A 17,240-nucleotide genomic window follows, 5' to 3' on the forward strand; every position below is an offset into this window, starting at 1 on the left:
TCTGCCACCACTACGAGCTAATGTCAGCTATTTAGGCAAGTATTGTGACCAATCATGAAAATCGCTGCCCATTACAAAAAAGTGCGGATTCAAAAGCGACTCTTTAGTGTTATAGAGCAAAGGCTCATTAGCAGTAGTCACTACATGCCCACCGGCTTCATTGACAATAATCTGCGCCGCCGCCGTATCCCATTCTGAAGTTAGTCCCAAACGGGGATATAAATCCGCCCCCCCCTCCGCTACCCGACAGGCTTTGATAATACTGCCTGCGGTCTGATACTCATGCGCCCCCACATTAGCGAGAAACGCAGGCATAAACTCATCTCGATGCGAACTACTGCCAATAATCACGGGAGGATTGGCTAAAGGACGGGTATAAATAGGCACTAAATCATCACCCTCTAATTTATAAGCGCCATTCCCTAAACTCGCTAGCCATAACTCTTGTAGAGCAGGGGCATAGACCACACCTAGTACTGGCTCATGCTCATGAATTAGAGCAATCAAAATAGCAAATTGATCATTACGCTTAATAAATTCGCGCGTGCCATCTAAGGGATCGACTAACCAATAGGTACTCCACTGCTCACGTTCTGTAAATGGAATCTGTGCCGATTCCTCGGATAAAATCGGATAGTCGGGGGTAAGCTGTTTGAGACTATCAACAATATGATGGTGTGAAGCCAGATCTGCTGCGGTGAGCGGAGAGTTATCAGACTTACTATCGACATTAAAATCTGCTTGATTATAGATCGCTAAAATCTTTTCTCCCGCCTCAATCGCTATTTGGCTGACCGTGTGAGATAAGGTTTCTAAATTCATAAATCCTGTTACCAATATACGAGTAGTTAGACACTGCTTAGAGTGTTAACCAATTATCTGCTGCTTAGTAGGCTATGTCCTGAATTATTTGGTCGTTCAACTAAGCCGTGCTGTGATATTAAGCAAATTATAACCCCAATTTGGACTATCATGGCGCTCACCCGTGCTTTACTCCCTTACCTACTCGTTATACTTAGTCTACTAGGTATGAGCTTAGCTAGGGCAGACACGACCGAGATACGCACTCACACGATTCGCGGTTGGAGCATTTATTATGATGCTCAATTAGTGAAGCAAGAAACTAAAACCTTATTACGTACCTTTGTATTGCTAGATGATAAATTAGAGCAAATTAGCGCCCTACTCCCTCAAGCTGCTCTAGAGCAGCTTCAACAAGTACCGATCTGGATCAGTCAGCATCAGGGCAAAGGTTTAGTGTATCATGCCTCAGCTACTTGGCTCCTCACGCACGGGCGCAATCCTAAACTCGCCCGCAGTATTGAAGTACAACACTTAGAAGATTTCGCTACTTGGTCTGAAAATCAACCTCTAGTGTTATTACACGAACTTGCACACGCTCTACACCATCAAGTATTTAACTATCACAACACTTTAATTAATAAAGCTTTTCAACAAGCCAAAAAAGACCACCTCTATCAATCAGTACAACGCTATGACGGTAGCTATGCACCTGCTTATGCACTGGAAAATGAGCGTGAATATTTTGCCGAATTGACCGAAAGCTATTTCGGGCGCAATGACTATTACCCGTTTAATCGCCAACAACTGAAAGACTATGATCCTGTAGGCTACCAAATGATTGAAAGCATTTGGTATAGCGATTTAGCGCCTACTAATGACACACCTACATTAGAGGCTAACTCGGCTGATTTCGCGCCCGCAGCCACTCACGCACCATAAATAATGCTAAAAGACTGCGCCCCTCACTCAATTCCTCACGCTCAATTAATTGATCCAGTTCGCTCAGTTTACAAGGTACAACCTCTAAAGGCTCAGGCTCGTCTCCATCAGCACTAGCAGGATATAAATCGGTAGCTAATACTAGATTAGTCTTATGCCCCATATACCCCGGCGAAAGCGTTACACGTTTTAATAGCTCTAACTGCCGAGCACCATAGCCGACCTCCTCCATTAACTCCCGATTCGCGGCAACTAATAAATCCTCACCCATTTCGACTGCCCCTTTGGGGAAGGCGAGTTCATAGCGCTCCGTTCCGGCTGAATACTCCCGAATCATCAGTACGGTATCCTGATCCGCCATTAAAGGCACAATCAATACGCCCCCAATACCACGCGAGGCTAAACGTTCGTAAGTGCGCTGAGTTCCATTACTAAAGGTTAAATCCAATTCCTCAATGCGAAAGATGCGGCTACTGGCAACCAAGCGTTTTTCGTGTATGGTAGGTAAATCTGGCATGATTAATCCCCATAGGTGTTGTATATGAATGCGCCATACCTACCGCAAATTGAGCTTGATTGGAAGCAAATTGATACGGTTTTTCTCGATATGGACGGGACTCTACTCGATTTACACTTTGATAATTACTTTTGGTTGGAGCATTTACCTACTCGTTATGCTGAAGTGCATGGTGTTACACGGGAACAAGCTGTCGACTATTTGAATCAACATCACCAGCAAACTCATGGCTCGTTGCATTGGTATTGTTTAGATCACTGGCAAGCGATTATTAACACCGATATTGTTGCCCTCAAACAAGAAGTCGCGCATAAAATCCAATGGCGAGCCGAGGCGGAGCAGTTTTTACGCTACCTACGTACTTTAAATAAGCGGGTTGTCCTACTCACGAATGCGCATCAAAGAAGTGTCGAGCTGAAATTTAGCCATATCCCTATGCGTGATCATTTTGATGATATTTTGATTTCTCATACCTTTCAGCTCCCCAAAGAGCATGAGCAATTTTGGGCAACGCTAGAGCAGCACTATCCAGTCCATAAGCAACGTAGTTTATTTATTGATGACAATATAAGGGTCTTACAAACGGCACGAGCGCATGGGGTGGAGCATTTGTTGTTAGTGCAACAACCTGATTCCACTCGTGAACCCAATAGCGCTCATCCAGAGTTTGTTAATTTGTTGAGCTACAGACAAATCATGCAAGCTTAGTCATTGTTTTAAATAAAAAATATTAAAATCTACTTTCTTGTAAGCCGCTAATAATCTTACTGCCCTTCCAATGGTCAGACAAATATGATTTTTTAGCGGTTTCTCGCCTGCTTCTCCTAGGGTGTCTCTATATCATAGTAATGAGAATGAAAATTAAAATGAGTAGTCATTCATAAATTTAATTAGCCTAACTTTTTCATTAGCTAGTTTTGAGATATAGCCATGCAAAATATGCCATCTACTAATACAAACTTCACTAATCTTTACTCTCACTCAGGTTTATACCCTTCCAGTGTTCTGAATAGTTCATTCACTGCTGCACCCATGCCAACAGCCACTTTGCCAACCCTGCCCTTCAATAATGCTTTTATGAACTTAGTACCTAATTGGCTTGGTCAAATGGGCAGTCCTTATCCACAGACTTATTATGTTAATAATACTGCTGGAGCTGAGTATGTAAATCCGGATGATCCACTAGAGTCCTTATCCGGCTTACCGTATGCAGGTTTTTTGTTTGGAGGTACTTTAGACCCTGATCGTAATGCTGCTGTTGATGCTGCGATTGCCGCAGGGAATCTACAGAATTATCAAGGCTCTGAGGGCAATGGTAGAGGTGAGTTTTCTAATATAGTAGGAGATGTATTAGGTTCAACTGTGGGGGCTGCAGGTCAAACGGTAGCTGAACTTATCAGTAATATTCCCTTTATTGGTCGGAATATTGATTTACCCCTGATAGGTCCAGTTAGTGTTTTCAATCCTATTTTGAATTTACCTTTCGGCCAAGTGCCTATGAGTGATGATCAGGTGCGTCGTAATGCTATCTATAACTTTGGACCAAGGGCAGATGCTTTTGAGGCGAGGGGAGATGCCTACGGTGTTGGAGTAGCGGCTGGCTTACGTGGTACACAAGTGAGTACACCTGAGGAGCAAAAAATACCTGTATGGGATGATCTAATGACCGGTATTAATAATACCTTAGGCTTTATTTCAGGTATGAATCTGCCTGTTTTAAGCCATGGAGCTGATTTATTACGCAGTATGGCGCGTGGCGCACGCGGAGATGCTACTTATGACTGGATTGATGGTACTTCACGTGATCCTATGGATCCCACTTGGACAGTATTTGGATCTCCTGTCAATTTAGGTGTGAGCTTAGTAGCGAGTAGGTTGGCTCCCGTATTGGGCTTGGATCAAGAAGCTATGAATCAACGCTTAGGACGAGCGGTAGGGGATGCCATGAATGTTTATGACGTATTTTTACCCGGAGACCATACACTGCATGCATGGGGTTCATTCTTCCCCCGTGCTATCACAGGCTCCTCTCAAGTGATGACGGGTGATGGTACAGGTGCCCACGGACATACACATCAACATCAAGTTATCTAGGTTATTTTTAGAGTACTCACTACTTCCAGACCTCTTACGAGTTGTCTGTGAGTAGTGGTGTCTTTGACCTCAAAAAAAATTATTTAAAAAATTTCCAGCAATAAAATGACTTTAGGTAATGCCTAGGGGGAATGAACTAATGAATAGCATACAATCAAGAGTTAGTAGTAGCGGGTTAGCACCAACAGCTATTCACAATCCAACCACTACCGCCGCTTATAATGCTAGCGTTATACCTAGTTCCCCCTCTTCATGGAACCAACAGATCACACGTCCTGCTTTTAATTTAGAGGCTCCTTCCTTACCCTATCAACCCACCACAACAGCCGACGAAATCAATGCCCGCTCAACCATTCCAGCACCTGTTCGAGCCTTGCCTAGTTCCCACGCTCATGACCAACCAGCATCAACCTTAGGGGGGCATTTAAATAGTTTAGCCACGACTGGAGATATGCCACTCACTGGTATTCCACGACTCATTGAGCACATGACTGCCCCTATAGGAGCCATCAGTAATGTAACAGGTAAGGTATTAAATATGTTGGGGCTTCAAAAAGCTTTAGCCTCTGCTACCGTTGCCTTGATTGATAATCCTATCACTGATGGCATTATGCAAACGGGGGCACGATTAAGTGGCATGGCTTTAGGTCTGACTAGCCCACTGTTAGGTGAAAAAACCCTAAGCGACATCACGAGTAATGCGTTGAATTTTATTTCATCCGAACGCGGTGGAGCAACGCTAGCGGCTCCCGCATTGCAATCTATGAATATGAATCAGGGCTGGCAGGGTGCTTTAGATGGTTTAGTACACGAAAATGCAGGGTTAAATTGGTACTCAACCTTTTTCTTAGGCAATATGAAAAATCAAACAGGGGGCGGAGAAGGTCAAGAATTTTATAAGCAATTAGTGGTCGATACGTGGGATCAAGCACCAGCCGGGCGCGAATTTTTAGCTAGCGTAGGACGCAGTGCGGTATCACGTGAGCCTGCGGCACGTTGGTATTCTGAGTATTATTATGACGTACTGGATGAAGAAAATGGTTCAGGAATAGCAACCAAAGTAGTAGATACCTTGGATTATCGCTTTGGTTTAGATGCTGGCAACATGAATGCTATTTATCAGGATGGTGCTCAACGCGGTGCTGCTTTTGCACGCGCTCACCCTCAGATTGCAGCGGACTTATCGGGTAATAGTGGTCATTTCATAGCGCCCCCTCATCCGTCTCAGACCCGTCATAGTAGCTCAACCGCCTCTAGTGCAAGTACTACGCCCCCTAGTACGCAAGCTACACCACAAACAACCTCGTATACACCTACCAGCGGCACTATGTCCCCTATTACACAAGGTGGTTTATCAACGGCTAATAGTGCAGTACCGACTGGTCCAGAGCTATCCCGTTCTACCTCGCATACTAGAGCCTACCGTAATAATGATGCATCCTCTTCTTTGTTGGCTCAACCCGTACAAGGCCTTGTTGGTTCTGCAATTTCTTTATTAGCTGGACCATTAACGGCGATTGGCGGGGGGTTATTAGGAAAGGCTGGTATGGGGCAAGTAATGGCCACTACTTTTGATAAAATCTTTTCAGGTGACGGTGGCAAGATAGGTCAAGCCTTTATGGAGGGGGCTGTGAGTATGCCCAGCGGACAAACAGCCGTGAATGGTTTGCTTAAAGGAACCCTCTCTAGCTCAGCAGGAACAGCATGGACTATTACAGCATTACAGCAATTTTCTAAAGATCAAGACGGGGTAGAATTTTTTCATCAATTCTTAAAACCGATTTTGACCAAACGGGCAGACGGCTCCTCCATACTAGACGATTTACTAATGGATGCTCAGCATGATCCCGTGTTAGCTAATAATTTACGAGCTATCGCTGATGAGACTAGCGAATCACTTAGCGCCCAAAACCTATTAAAAACCATTGGAGCTGCTGATTTTGTTAGTAACATTAGAAAAGCCCTACCTATTGCCTCACGCTATGCCTACTTGGAAACAGGCGCTAACTCATCATTACCCCTATCGCACCCTGACCGTCTCAAAGCACTCTTTGCTAATAATCTAGTGGGTGAACAAAAGCTATTCGATACCGCCGGTCAACTGACTGACTTTGCCAAAATTGGGCTACGTATGTTTGGACATGACCTACTGGACGGTCGTATCGATGGTGATGTCGCGCTACGCACTTTATTAAATCCAGTTGGCAGTGATAATACCGATTTCAGACGCAATATTGAGTCAGTAAAAAAATGGGGCGAAATGGATTTAAATGATGATAATACTATCAACGGCTCCGTCTATCGTGCCTTAGTGGAACAATGTTTAGTGCGTACAGGCGCGAGTGAAGTTGTATCGTTGCAAGGCTTGCCACTAAGCGTAGCCAGCAACGATGATAGTATGTGGCGTACTGATGTGCCCTCTATGTTTGATTTCGCAAACTTTAAAGTCAACATAGAATCCTATCAAAAACTTGCAAAAAACTACCATCTCACTCCTATCGAACTCACCGATCTTGTGTTGTGGGGACATTTAGTATCTCGCTTACCAGCCGATGCACAGGAGCGTCAAAAAGCTTTCGATGCCCAAATTAAAAATGCTTTAGCAGGTGCGCCCTCTGCAACTTTTGAACATATTTTCGTTCGTGATGTACCCGGAGTACGTGAGCATTTTCAGCAATTAATGGGTAATTTTGATGGTTTTAACCAAAGTGTTGTGCATAGCCTCAAAAAGCTAATCACTTCTCAGCTCTAAGCAACATGCTCTTAAGCGCTTAACTATACGGCTCAGTGCCTACCACTGAGCTTTAAAATATAACCGTTTAATCATCTCAAGATCCCTAGAGAGTACTCTGCTAGCCCACACTAAGAGGTGATTGTGGTTGCTGTTAGAGATAACTATCCAATGGACTGGACAATACTCTTACATCATACAGCGAGTGGGCTGTGTGCTGTATCGACCCACAGTAAGGTTTCAGTCAAGTGCTTTCCCTCACGCTGCCTACTGAACCTTGTCACCCCAACCTTGAAAAGATGAGCGTCGGTTGTGCATTAGGCTAAGCCGTTTCATTTAGGGTATTTGCGTGCAGTCCAATCATTGAGGTTTAAACGCATGAACCGAGAAGTTCGTTCTGTCTTGCGGCATATCATCCAACGCTATGGTCGTGATTTGGTCAAACAACCAAGTCTTTGTGATGCTTATATAGCGGATTTCTTGCCAATGTATCCGAAGATCAGACGCTATCTAGTCAAAGCTTTGCAATCCGGTATCGTGAATCAACTATTACCCGAACCTGATCCGAGCAAGTTTATGGCCTTAAGTAACCAATTAGCCCGTCTAACCGCGCTAGATCCTAATGAAGCTCAAACCATTATTCAGTACTGGGCTTATGCCTTATCAAGCGACCCAGAGCGCTTAGCTGATGCACCTAAGGCTAGGCTGTGGAAACCTATACTCGCCTCGCTAGTGGGTATAGTAAGTTTAGGCTTATTAGGCGCTTGGGGCTTTAACTACTGGCAGTCAACTAACACGCTTGCACAGTCACATGAAGCGAATGAATTAATGACCGGTGCCAAACCCATCTTTATTGAGGCGGTTGAAGTGCAACCTAGCCCCGCGCTCCCTTCAGACTCTAGATCTATGCAAACCGCTTCGGCTTTAGCCTTAGCGCCCTTGACGCAAGCGACTTTAGCGATGACCTCGAATACGGCATTTGCACAGTCTATTGTGAGTGACACCAAAATTACTGCTAATTTAGCAGAACCTATTTTACCCACCGACATTGCTACCCTTGCCCCTGAGCAATTACAACGCTTTCAACAGGTACAACGGACTCAGCAACTTAATCAGGACGCGTTAAATGCATTACAACGCTTTGCTGATATTCAACAGCGTTATGTACAAAAGCAACAAGCACTACAAACGCTCAATGTAATGTGGGCGAATACTCAACAGCCTTACTACCGCCAACAACAGCAAGCCATTGGTAATCAACTTCAGCAACTCGGTGTCCAGTTAGATGACAGTCTAGGGCTTTATAATGCAGCCCTACAGGGTTTATGTAGCGTGATTAATGGAGATGAGTTGCTTTTGGATACCATTGACGGCTCTCCCCTACAAACATTAATCCGCCAACAGGTCAGCGCCTGTCAGAGCGATCAAGTGCTTACTCTAGAACGTATCCAACTGATTCAAGGTCTACAAATGCTGCAAGCCAGCCGCTAATAAGTACTTGAGCCAAAGTAATCGTTTATTTACAGCGCCAGCGGAAGAAATACACGCTTACTTTTAGCTGGATACTGAGTTCATACCTAGCTGCTTAAGTAGGTGAGCGAAATCATCTGGTAAAGCAGCATTCAGTGTTAATACCTGCCCATCAATAGGGTGAGTCAGTACTAAACGAGTAGCATGCAACAATAAACGCTGGCAATTGAAACGCTGGCGAAAAAGTTGATTATGTTTGCCATCGCCGTGTGTGGTATCTCCTATAATAGGATGGAAAATATGCTTCATATGGCGTCGCAGTTGATGTTTGCGCCCCGTTTTAGGCTCTAGCGCCATTAGGGAATAACGCGCCGTCGGGTAACGCCCAACTGCCCAAGGCAATTCTGCTTGTGCCAAGGTAGCATAATGTGTAATAGCCTCTTGTGGCGGTTTATCACTCTCTGCTAGAGCATCGGCAATGCGATCCAGTTGCTCTTGTAGCGGATAATCGATAATACCCGACTCCGCACAATAGCCACGGACTAGCGCTAGATACTGTTTAGCGATTAAACCTTGGGTGAATTGCTCAGTAAGTTGACGTGCTATCTCGCTGCTTAAAGCAAACACTAAAATACCAGAGGTAGGTTTATCCAAGCGATGCACAGGATACACTTTTTGACCGATTTGATCACGGGTCAGTTGAATAGCAAATTGGGTTTCGTGTTTATCAATCAGGCTACGATGCACTAATAAACCACTCGGCTTATTAATCGCTACTACGTAATTATCCCTATAGACCAGCTCTAACATTATTGACTATCCTAATAGCAACGCTAGATCAAAAAGCTTAAGCCTATCACACCTACTCTGCTGTGAAAGACTCCCCTAGCCTAGCTCGCTCGCCTTTATAGTAAAACTTTACTCTAGCTTTTAAGTGCATAGGGTCAGCATCAGACCGCGCTTTACCCTAAACTAGCTAAGCCTTAACTCAACAATAGGTTTATGATGATGAATGAAATTGCAACCACTCCCGCTATAGATCCTCCAGACGCTCCCCTTACCTTGGAAAAAACTCAAACGGCTAATACGCAAATACTACCCTTTCAGTTTACGGGTAATGGCAGTGAGTATTTTAAAATCTGGATTGTTAATATCTTACTTTCTATCGTAACACTCGGTATTTATTCTGCATGGGCTACTGTACGTACTAAACGTTATTTTTATGGTAATACTATTTTTGATCAGGCTAGTTTTGAATATCATGCGACACCTATACAGATTTTAAAAGGACGTATTATTGCTTTAAGCCTAGTGGTTTTATATGTGGTTTTAACACAGCTTTCGCCCATGCTAGCTTTAGGTGCTTTGGGTATCATCTTAGTATTAACCCCTTGGGCAGTATGGAGCGGACTACGTTTTAATGCTCATATGAGTAGTTATCGCAATGTACGCTTTGGCTTTACTGGGCAGTTAAAAAGAGCGTATTGGATTATGCTATTCCTGCCTGCTATCCCCCTATTAATAGGTGCACTAATCGGTGGCGCATTATTTGGCTTTAATAGTTTAGAGTTTTTAGCTGAAGATACTGCTCTATTTTTAGGCTCGGGCTTAATGACTATGGCAGTGTTGGTTTTCTATATTATTATGCCCTATATTCAAAAACTGTATACTGAGTATTATATTAATCACTCCCACTATGGGCAGGGACAATTTAATGCTCTCTTAGAAACCAAGTTTTACTACAAAATTTATCTAAAAACTTTATTAAGAGGTATTGCCCTATATATAGTAATAGGGCTTCTAACAATAGCCTTAGTCTTTCCTCTAATGTCTATGCTAAGTGGTTTAGAAAGTAGTGAGCCTAGTATAGGTATCATTTTCATAATGACTATTTTAGGAGGGTTATTTTACTTTTTTTTAATAGCCGTAGGCTTATGGTTTACTGCCTATTTAAAGGTTAGATTACGCAATTACTCCTATAATCTGACTCAACTCGATAATGTCTTACGTCTACGCTCAAGTGCTTCGTCAACGTCACTTTGGGGTATCTATGTGCTCAATTTATTTTTACTAATTATTACCTTGGGTTTAGCGCATCCTTGGAATAAAGTACGTTTAGCGCGTTATGAAGCGCAAACCCTAGCGGCTGAGGTGGCTGGCCCACTCGACCACTATATCAGCCAACGTCAAGCCGAACAGTCATCGCTAGGCGATCAAATTGGTGACGTATTTGATTTACCCGTCAGTTCAGGATTAGGTCTATAATGCAAGGTTTTTGGTACGCCCCTCATAGCTCAGCTCGCTTGCCTGCTGAGCTAATTTTTAAACATGACCGTTATCTGTTAACTATCGAAGGACAAGCCCCAAAAACAGGTACCGCTAATAGCCTCGATGTGAGTGACCGCGTGGGCAATATCGCACGCAAAATCACTTTTGAGGACGGCTCACTATTTGAAACGCTTGATAATGCAACGATTGATACTTGGTTAAATCAGATCGATCACGATGATAGCCGTAGTCATACTCTGCACATTTTAGAATCACGCTGGCGTTGGATTGGTTTAGCACTCGTCGCTACGATTGTAATTGTATGGGCAAGTATTCGCTTTGGTTTGCCGTGGGGAAGTGAAAAATTGGCTTATGCTTTACCTGATCAGGCGAATCAATGGATTGCAGAAGGTGCAATGGAGAGTTTAGATGAGGTAATGTTTGAGCCTAGCCAATTATCTGAAGCTCGCCAAGCTGAAATTCAGCAGCATTTTCAAACTCAATTAGTACCTCTCCAAGATGGTAAACACTCTTATAAACTACTATTTCGTTATATGCCGGAAATGGATCTTGCGGACATACTCGCGGATTTAGACATTACTCAAGAGGAGGAAAACAAAGACTCCGATACTCCCGCAAAAACTAAACCACCTATTAAATACGATGGTCCCGGCGTAGCTAATGCGTTTGCTCTGCCATCAGGAGAAATTGTTATCACTGATAGCTTAATTGCACTAGCTAAGAATCAAGCTGAAATAGACTCCATATTATTACATGAAATGGGTCATGTGGAATATCGTCATAGTTTACGCCAACTTATAGAATCTTCCGCTTTATCATTAGGTGTGTTATTAATTATTGGTGATCCATCAGCGCTAAATAGTTTATTAATAGGCTTACCTACGTTTCTAGTGAATAATCATTATTCTCGCACCCATGAATCAGAAGCTGATGAGTATGCATTTAAGAAAATGCTCAAAGCTAAAATTGATCCTATTGTTTTTAGTCATATTATGGATCGCTTAGAAAAGCAGGGTTTAACGGAGGCTGAGATTAAAGAGCTGGAGGACGATAATGGCTCTAATGTTAGTGAGTATTTGTCTACTCACCCTAATACAGTTGAGCGTATGCAAAATGCCAAACGCTATTCTGAGCAATATCAGCAGCAAGTTGCTCAATAATTTAACGTCTTAATTTAACAAGGTCGTAAGTTAGGACTTACGACCTTTGATTCTATAATTGCTACCTTAGCAAATACGCTAACTCAGGATGAATCTTGCCATAAGCCTTGAGTAGCTGCTGATGCATGGCACAGCCCTCTAAGGCTAAAGTAGGTGAAGGCACACCCCAAAAACGTAAAGTGCCATTAATTAAATCTTCGGCTTTAGCAACGGTTTCACGCCCAAATAAGCCGACAATGCCTTTACTGTAGCGGCTGGTGTCGTCCATCCCCAAGAGCACCTCAATACAGCGATACACTCGACGACGCTCTGGATCAAGCTGTTCAAAGTGGCGAATCCAATCACAACCCTCTAATACCGCTTCTTCATCCTCAATCGCTAGTGCTAGCAGAGTTTTTAACTCACCTACACGCATATCCGCCCACAAAGTACCCGCATCAGGTGCTAGCCCTATCAAAGCAGCAATAGGCTGCATATCATCCAGCCCTAACTCTTCAATCGCATCATATAGCTCACCTAACTCATCCTCTTCTAATTCGGCTAGGGTTAAAATCGCCTCACGCAATGCATTACCGGTATTATTATTGTCCCATTCTAAATCTTCTGGCGGATAAATCTCGGACATAGAGGGCACAATAATACGGCAGGCATACATACCTAAATGCTCATAATCCATAATATAAATATCGCATTCTTCATCATGGATTAAATCACACAGATACTTAAACTCTTGCTCAGTCGTCCCCGAATAATCCCAATCTGCAAATACATAATCCGCTTTATAGCTTAAGAAATCCCAATGAATAATCCCGCTGGAATCAATAAAGTGGGTCTCTAAATTATGCGGATGGGCAATTTCTTCTAAATTAAATCCGGGTTCTGCAAAGCCTGCTAACTTATCTAAAACACGCCCTTGTAATAACTCAGTCAACGCTCGCTCTAAAGCGACTTCAAAACGCGGGTGTGCCCCGAAACTGGCATAACACCCTTGATCTTCGGGATTGAGCAATGTGACATTCATGACCGGATAGCACCCGCCTAAGGATGCATCTTTCACCACGATGCCAAATCCAGCGGCTCTTAAAGCCTCCACTCCTGCCTGAATTTTGGGATAACGCGCAATGACCTCTTCAGATACATCAGGCAAACACAAACCTTCAGCGATAATTTTAAATTTAATATACCGCTCTAGTATTTCGGATAAAGCTTGAACCCGTGCCTCGGCTTTAGTATTGCCTGCCGACATGCCATTACTGACATATAAATTGCCAATAATATTGACCGGAAACCAAACCGTTTGACCATCCCGTACCCGCTGATAAGGTAGAGCACAGACACCACGCTCATCATTACCTGAGTTTAGATCCACTAAATCATATAGCTCTAAACTCCCCTGAGGGTTATAGAACTCTAACAATTCGGGAGTCAGTAACTCTTCAGGCCAATCACCGTCGGGCGTATCAAACCAACGTTCCGAGGGATAGTGTACAAAAGTTGCGTTAGCAATCTTTTCTCCTAAGTAGTAATCTGCCCAAAAATAATTGCAGCTCAGGCGCTCAATAAATTCACCTAGCGCACTGGCTAAAGCAGCTAAGCGGCTAGCCCCTTTACCATTAGTGAATAACAACGGACAATCACGGTCACGAATATGGACTGACCATACATTAGCGACTGGATTGAGCCATTGATGTTCCTCGATATGAAACCCTAACGCGGTTAGGCGATGTTGCATACGTTCAATCGATAGTTCGAGTGCTGCGTCTTTGCCGGGGATGAAACTCTCAGTCATGATGCTCTCGTGGTAATGGGGTTTTGCGGTATTTTAGCGCATATTGGCGCAAGACTGACATTAAATCTCTATACTCGCGCTAAGTTAGTGTGCAAAGCGGTCACTGGTAGGGTAGCTGCTGTGTTAATGGCAAGGTATTAATGATGGATGGTAAACGACACAATTGGCTTTGGATGCTACTCACCTTGGCGGTATTAGCGGGTGCAGCGTGGTACTGGTGGGGTGACTCCATCAGCCCCGCTAATCAAACACAAGCGATGCTACGCTTACAATCCTTAAAACAAATACCGGATAGTAAAACCATCGGTTTATTACGCACTCTCAATCCTAGGGTCAAAGATATTGAAGGTGAATTGGTGTGGGTGAACTCTAAGCAAGAAGGCTCGCTTTATATCCGCCATTTGCCCAAACCCGACACCAATAGTTTTTATCAGCTATGGGTGTATGACAGTCATGGCGAGGGTAAACCTATAACGCTAGGGCAATTACTAGCCGCCAACTGGCAAACTGAAAACTATATTCCTCTCAAAGCATCAACCTTGGTTCAAGAGCCGTATAAGTTTGTGCTCACCTTAGAGCAAAGTGATGACCCGATACCAGAGCAAATTTTGCTAATGGCTCAGCCTTAATGAGCTTGCTCTACTGTGATGGATATTGCGAGAACTAAGCTGAGCATTATACTCAGCTATTTCAGTAAACCTTAAAAACAAACGTATTATGACTGCCCATACTGATAGCCCTTTAGGTTTTTCATCTGCTCAAGAGTCACGCCAAGTCTTAAGCCAAGAGCTGGCTAAGCGTGAACAACAGCTTATGCAACTGCGCTCCGACTGTGATCCGATAGTAAGAGCAGAGTTACATTTAGACATTGCGGAAATCATGCTCGAAATCGCTGAACCCGGTATGCAACACGCCGCATGGGGTTTAAGCCGTGATGCATTTAAATTGGCATTAGGGGCTGAGCACTGGGAAACAGCGGTTAAGGCCTGCGATGTGCTGTATCGGGTAGATTTACCCGCCTCGATTCCAGCGTTGGGCAATGGGATTTGGTTGGCGGTGACTTATCCGATTGACCCGTCTTTGTCGATTTTAATGTTGAATCATTTGATTGATGCGACTCCTGAAAAAGCGGATGGTGCGGCGATTGCAGCAGCAGTAGCGCATTATTTGGCAGATGTACGCCTAGAGGGTGAAAAGCGTGAGAGTATGATGTTTTTGACCTCAGCGACGTTAGGCAAGGTCGCCGAACGTCATAGTCAGGTGCAAAGCCAAGCACAGATGAATCTGTGGATGAATCGCTTACAATTACTAGAGCCAGCGGTGTTTTTGCCACGCTTGGGGCAAGTGCTTGAAGCTATAGTGGAGGGACAGTGGTGGTATGATCGGGAGCTATTGCGCTCTAGGTTGCCTGAGTGAAGTACGCGCTTTGGTTGGTTCGCTAGGGGCAAAACTCCCTAGCAAACGCGGAAAGACTCCAAAGCCTTAGCCAAAGACAAGTAGTTAGCTACCTTGTTTGGCGTATCGGACACCACGATCCAACCGACAACTCTCACCCCTTAAAATCACTGTCTGTAAGATTAAGTTTGAGCTAGCAAAGCTAGTCCATCACTTAAAGCGCAGTTGCTTACGATGAATATAGCCTTGTTTACCGCAAGCATCCGTCTTTAACCACTCACCCGTACCGCTTACTTTAATGGTCTTCTTAGCTTCGACCGTACATAGCACCTTATTGCCATCCGGTTTAGTACGTACATTAGAAGGGGGATCGAATACTACTGCTTTACGGGTCTTGGTATCAGTCTTTTCTGACTCTTTAGCGTCTTCGTCTTTAGTCTCACGCTTAGAGACAGATTTACTAGCTTTGTCGGTGTCTTTTGCGCTTTTTTCCGAAACTTTTTCGCTCTTTAGTGGTTCGGCTTGGCTAGCAGCACTCACACTATTAGCCGCCACCAACACATTAGCATTACTTAACTGAGTAAGAGTAGCGAGAGCATCACTATCGCCTTGTTGAGCGGCACGGGCATACCATTTCATAGCTTCTTTTAGGTCTTTAGCAACACCCTCTCCCTTAAAATACATTAAGCCTAAATTGTATTGCCCCGCAGGATCTCCTTGTTGAGCAGCTTTTTTAAACCACTTGACTGCCTCAACATTATCCTCAGCTATGCCCTCACCTTGATCATACATAAAGCCCACATTCACCTGCGCGGCACTATGTCCCTGATCACCCGCAAAACGATACCAAATCAGCGCCAAACGCTTATCCTTAGCCACACCCTCACCCTTGTCATACATCAAGGCTAGATTATATTGGGACTTAATATGGCCGCGCTCTGCAGCTTTGGTATACCAGCGCACGGCTTCTTGATTATTTTCTTTAATGCCTTCACCCGCATCGTAACGCTCGCCTAAAATACTCATAGCCATAATATCGCCCTTCTCGGCTAAGGCTTTGAGCTGCTCGATACTCGCTTTTGCATAAGTATTCGCAGCAACAGTGAATGATAAGAATAATGCTGCACACCCAACCAAGGCAGCAAAACGATGAGGACGAGTCATGTCAATCCCTTGCATAAAATTAAAAACCACACCTAAAACCACTACTAGGCTGCATAGGCACACCATACGCAGCCCAATACGCTAGCGATTTACATTATTGTGAAGTCACTTTAGCAATGCAATCTTATGTTTAATTTAGCGCCACCCTAGTTTCTGTGCCCACTTTAATTGGGCTTGTTTATAAGCTTTTAAATCGCTGGGCGCTTTACCCCCTAATTGAGCAACCTCTTCCATCTGACGCTGGCGGGTGAACTCATACGCGGGTAAACCAACCGCCTTACGCCGTTCATCTAAGGTTTCGGGTTGCTCAATCTCCGCACTCAGTTCACCTTTAGTATCCCAATCTAAAAAAGTGCCGTAAAACTGGGCTTGCCCCTGATTAAATCGTACCCGATCTAATAAAAAAGCCAGTTGGCGTTGCGTCACCTCACCACGTGCTGCGGCCACATTTAAAGTCGCTAAAAACTTACGCTGTAAGGTAGGCCATTCATTCGCATACTGAGCAATAGACCATGCGGCATAGGCTCCTTCCTCGCCTACCATTGCCACCGTCGGCCAGCTACCATATTCATCAATCATATTATTAAGACGTTGAGCATTATTACCTTGCAGCGAGCGCATTTTAGCCGAGTAGTTAGGATCTAATGGCTCTAAGGCTTCACCTGCATAGGACGCTTGATCCATCTGTTGCTTCATTTCAATTAATTGAGTGCGGAGTTCTGAATTCATGGTCTGTTTCCTTTTTTATTATCACTAATGATGGCTAGGGTATGACAGACAGGGAAATTTAGCGGCACGAATGGCAAGATCTTAGATGAAAGGTAGATACATATAGATCAAAGGTCTGCACTCCCTAAAGAGTCATATTGGCTGGGGTAAAATGGCTCC

Annotated in this window: 15 protein-coding genes; 9 read left to right on the forward strand and 6 right to left on the reverse strand. The window is 44.0% G+C overall.

All coding sequences use genetic code 11. The features are described 5' to 3' along the window. Positions 1-27: 27 nt before the first annotated feature. A complete protein-coding gene (gene cysQ / locus IPL34_RS03080; RefSeq protein ID WP_296837554.1) occupies positions 28-822 on the reverse strand; it encodes a 3'(2'),5'-bisphosphate nucleotidase CysQ in 795 nt (264 codons plus the stop codon). Between the two features lie 150 nt (positions 823-972). Here cysQ and IPL34_RS03085 point away from each other — a divergent pair, with 150 nt between their 5' ends. Continuing rightward, a complete protein-coding gene (locus IPL34_RS03085) occupies positions 973-1,743 on the forward strand; it encodes a hypothetical protein (RefSeq protein WP_296837556.1) in 771 nt (256 codons plus the stop codon). On the opposite strand, the gene nudE is transcribed toward IPL34_RS03085, so the two are convergent. After that, entirely contained in the window at positions 1,700-2,260 is a 561-nt protein-coding gene (gene nudE / locus IPL34_RS03090; protein ID WP_296837558.1) for an ADP compounds hydrolase NudE, read from the reverse strand. The genes IPL34_RS03085 and nudE overlap by 44 nt on opposite strands. Positions 2,261-2,284: 24 nt before the next feature. Here nudE and yrfG point away from each other — a divergent pair, with 24 nt between their 5' ends. From yrfG to IPL34_RS03110, 4 genes are all read left to right on the forward strand, one after another. After that, positions 2,285-2,968 carry a GMP/IMP nucleotidase gene (gene yrfG, locus IPL34_RS03095; protein ID WP_296837561.1) on the forward strand — a complete coding sequence of 228 codons (684 nt, stop codon included), beginning with the start codon at positions 2,285-2,287 and terminating at the stop codon, positions 2,966-2,968. 222 nt (positions 2,969-3,190) lie between these two features. Further along, positions 3,191-4,354, forward strand: coding sequence for a hypothetical protein (locus tag IPL34_RS03100; protein ID WP_296837563.1), 1,164 nt, complete (start codon positions 3,191-3,193; stop codon positions 4,352-4,354). A 139-nt stretch (positions 4,355-4,493) separates the two neighbouring features. Beyond that, on the forward strand, positions 4,494-7,106 hold the full coding sequence (locus IPL34_RS03105; RefSeq protein ID WP_296837566.1) for a hypothetical protein: 2,613 nt from the start codon (positions 4,494-4,496) through the stop codon (positions 7,104-7,106). A gap of 357 nt (positions 7,107-7,463) precedes the next feature. After that, positions 7,464-8,576 (forward strand): hypothetical protein, encoded by a 1,113-nt coding sequence (locus IPL34_RS03110; protein WP_296837569.1) that lies wholly within the window; start codon positions 7,464-7,466, stop codon positions 8,574-8,576. 63 nt (positions 8,577-8,639) lie between these two features. Here IPL34_RS03110 and truC read toward each other — a convergent pair whose 3' ends face one another. After that, a complete protein-coding gene (gene truC / locus IPL34_RS03115) occupies positions 8,640-9,365 on the reverse strand; it encodes a tRNA pseudouridine(65) synthase TruC (RefSeq protein ID WP_296837572.1) in 726 nt (241 codons plus the stop codon). 192 nt (positions 9,366-9,557) lie between these two features. On the opposite strand from truC, the gene IPL34_RS03120 reads away from it, so the two are divergent. Both IPL34_RS03120 and IPL34_RS03125 read left to right on the forward strand, forming a co-directional pair. Further along, positions 9,558-10,820, forward strand: coding sequence for a YjgN family protein (locus IPL34_RS03120; protein WP_296837575.1), 1,263 nt, complete (start codon positions 9,558-9,560; stop codon positions 10,818-10,820). Further along, complete coding sequence (locus IPL34_RS03125) at positions 10,820-12,004, forward strand: M48 family metallopeptidase (protein WP_296837579.1); 1,185 nt, start codon at positions 10,820-10,822, stop codon at positions 12,002-12,004. Before IPL34_RS03120 ends, IPL34_RS03125 begins: the two co-directional genes overlap by 1 nt. Positions 12,005-12,065: 61 nt before the next feature. Here the strand turns inward: IPL34_RS03125 and ycaO are convergent, their stop codons facing one another. Beyond that, complete coding sequence (ycaO, locus tag IPL34_RS03130; RefSeq protein ID WP_296837582.1) at positions 12,066-13,793, reverse strand: 30S ribosomal protein S12 methylthiotransferase accessory factor YcaO; 1,728 nt, start codon at positions 13,791-13,793, stop codon at positions 12,066-12,068. Positions 13,794-13,933: 140 nt separating this feature from the next. Between ycaO and IPL34_RS03135 the strand changes: the two genes are divergently transcribed. Beyond that, on the forward strand, positions 13,934-14,422 hold the full coding sequence (locus tag IPL34_RS03135; RefSeq protein ID WP_296837586.1) for an anti-sigma factor: 489 nt from the start codon (positions 13,934-13,936) through the stop codon (positions 14,420-14,422). Between the two features lie 88 nt (positions 14,423-14,510). Then, positions 14,511-15,209 (forward strand): hypothetical protein, encoded by a 699-nt coding sequence (locus IPL34_RS03140; protein ID WP_296837589.1) that lies wholly within the window; start codon positions 14,511-14,513, stop codon positions 15,207-15,209. Positions 15,210-15,398: 189 nt separating this feature from the next. On the opposite strand, the gene IPL34_RS03145 is transcribed toward IPL34_RS03140, so the two are convergent. After that, positions 15,399-16,352: a tetratricopeptide repeat protein gene (locus IPL34_RS03145; protein ID WP_296837590.1), complete on the reverse strand. Its 954-nt coding sequence runs from the start codon at positions 16,350-16,352 to the stop codon at positions 15,399-15,401. A 135-nt stretch (positions 16,353-16,487) separates the two neighbouring features. After that, entirely contained in the window at positions 16,488-17,081 is a 594-nt protein-coding gene (locus IPL34_RS03150; protein WP_296837592.1) for a DUF6624 domain-containing protein, read from the reverse strand. Between the last annotated feature and the right edge of the window lie 159 nt (positions 17,082-17,240).

Source organism: Thiofilum sp. (assembly GCF_016711335.1).
In the GTDB taxonomy this organism is placed as follows: Bacteria; Pseudomonadota; Gammaproteobacteria; order Thiotrichales; family Thiotrichaceae; genus Thiofilum.

Coding starts and splice junctions, on each gene's coding strand:
- IPL34_RS03110 (WP_296837569.1), top strand. CDS start 7,464: ATGAACCGAGAAGTTCGTTCTGTCTTGCGGCATATCATCCAACGCTAT.
- IPL34_RS03145 (WP_296837590.1), bottom strand. CDS start 16,352: ATGACTCGTCCTCATCGTTTTGCTGCCTTGGTTGGGTGTGCAGCATTA.
- IPL34_RS03105 (WP_296837566.1), top strand. CDS start 4,494: ATGAATAGCATACAATCAAGAGTTAGTAGTAGCGGGTTAGCACCAACA.
- IPL34_RS03150 (WP_296837592.1), bottom strand. CDS start 17,081: ATGAATTCAGAACTCCGCACTCAATTAATTGAAATGAAGCAACAGATG.
- IPL34_RS03085 (WP_296837556.1), top strand. CDS start 973: ATGGCGCTCACCCGTGCTTTACTCCCTTACCTACTCGTTATACTTAGT.
- IPL34_RS03140 (WP_296837589.1), top strand. CDS start 14,511: ATGACTGCCCATACTGATAGCCCTTTAGGTTTTTCATCTGCTCAAGAG.
- truC (WP_296837572.1), bottom strand. CDS start 9,365: ATGTTAGAGCTGGTCTATAGGGATAATTACGTAGTAGCGATTAATAAG.
- IPL34_RS03100 (WP_296837563.1), top strand. CDS start 3,191: ATGCAAAATATGCCATCTACTAATACAAACTTCACTAATCTTTACTCT.
- IPL34_RS03125 (WP_296837579.1), top strand. CDS start 10,820: ATGCAAGGTTTTTGGTACGCCCCTCATAGCTCAGCTCGCTTGCCTGCT.
- yrfG (WP_296837561.1), top strand. CDS start 2,285: ATGAATGCGCCATACCTACCGCAAATTGAGCTTGATTGGAAGCAAATT.
- cysQ (WP_296837554.1), bottom strand. CDS start 822: ATGAATTTAGAAACCTTATCTCACACGGTCAGCCAAATAGCGATTGAG.
- nudE (WP_296837558.1), bottom strand. CDS start 2,260: ATGCCAGATTTACCTACCATACACGAAAAACGCTTGGTTGCCAGTAGC.
- ycaO (WP_296837582.1), bottom strand. CDS start 13,793: ATGACTGAGAGTTTCATCCCCGGCAAAGACGCAGCACTCGAACTATCG.
- IPL34_RS03120 (WP_296837575.1), top strand. CDS start 9,558: ATGATGATGAATGAAATTGCAACCACTCCCGCTATAGATCCTCCAGAC.
- IPL34_RS03135 (WP_296837586.1), top strand. CDS start 13,934: ATGATGGATGGTAAACGACACAATTGGCTTTGGATGCTACTCACCTTG.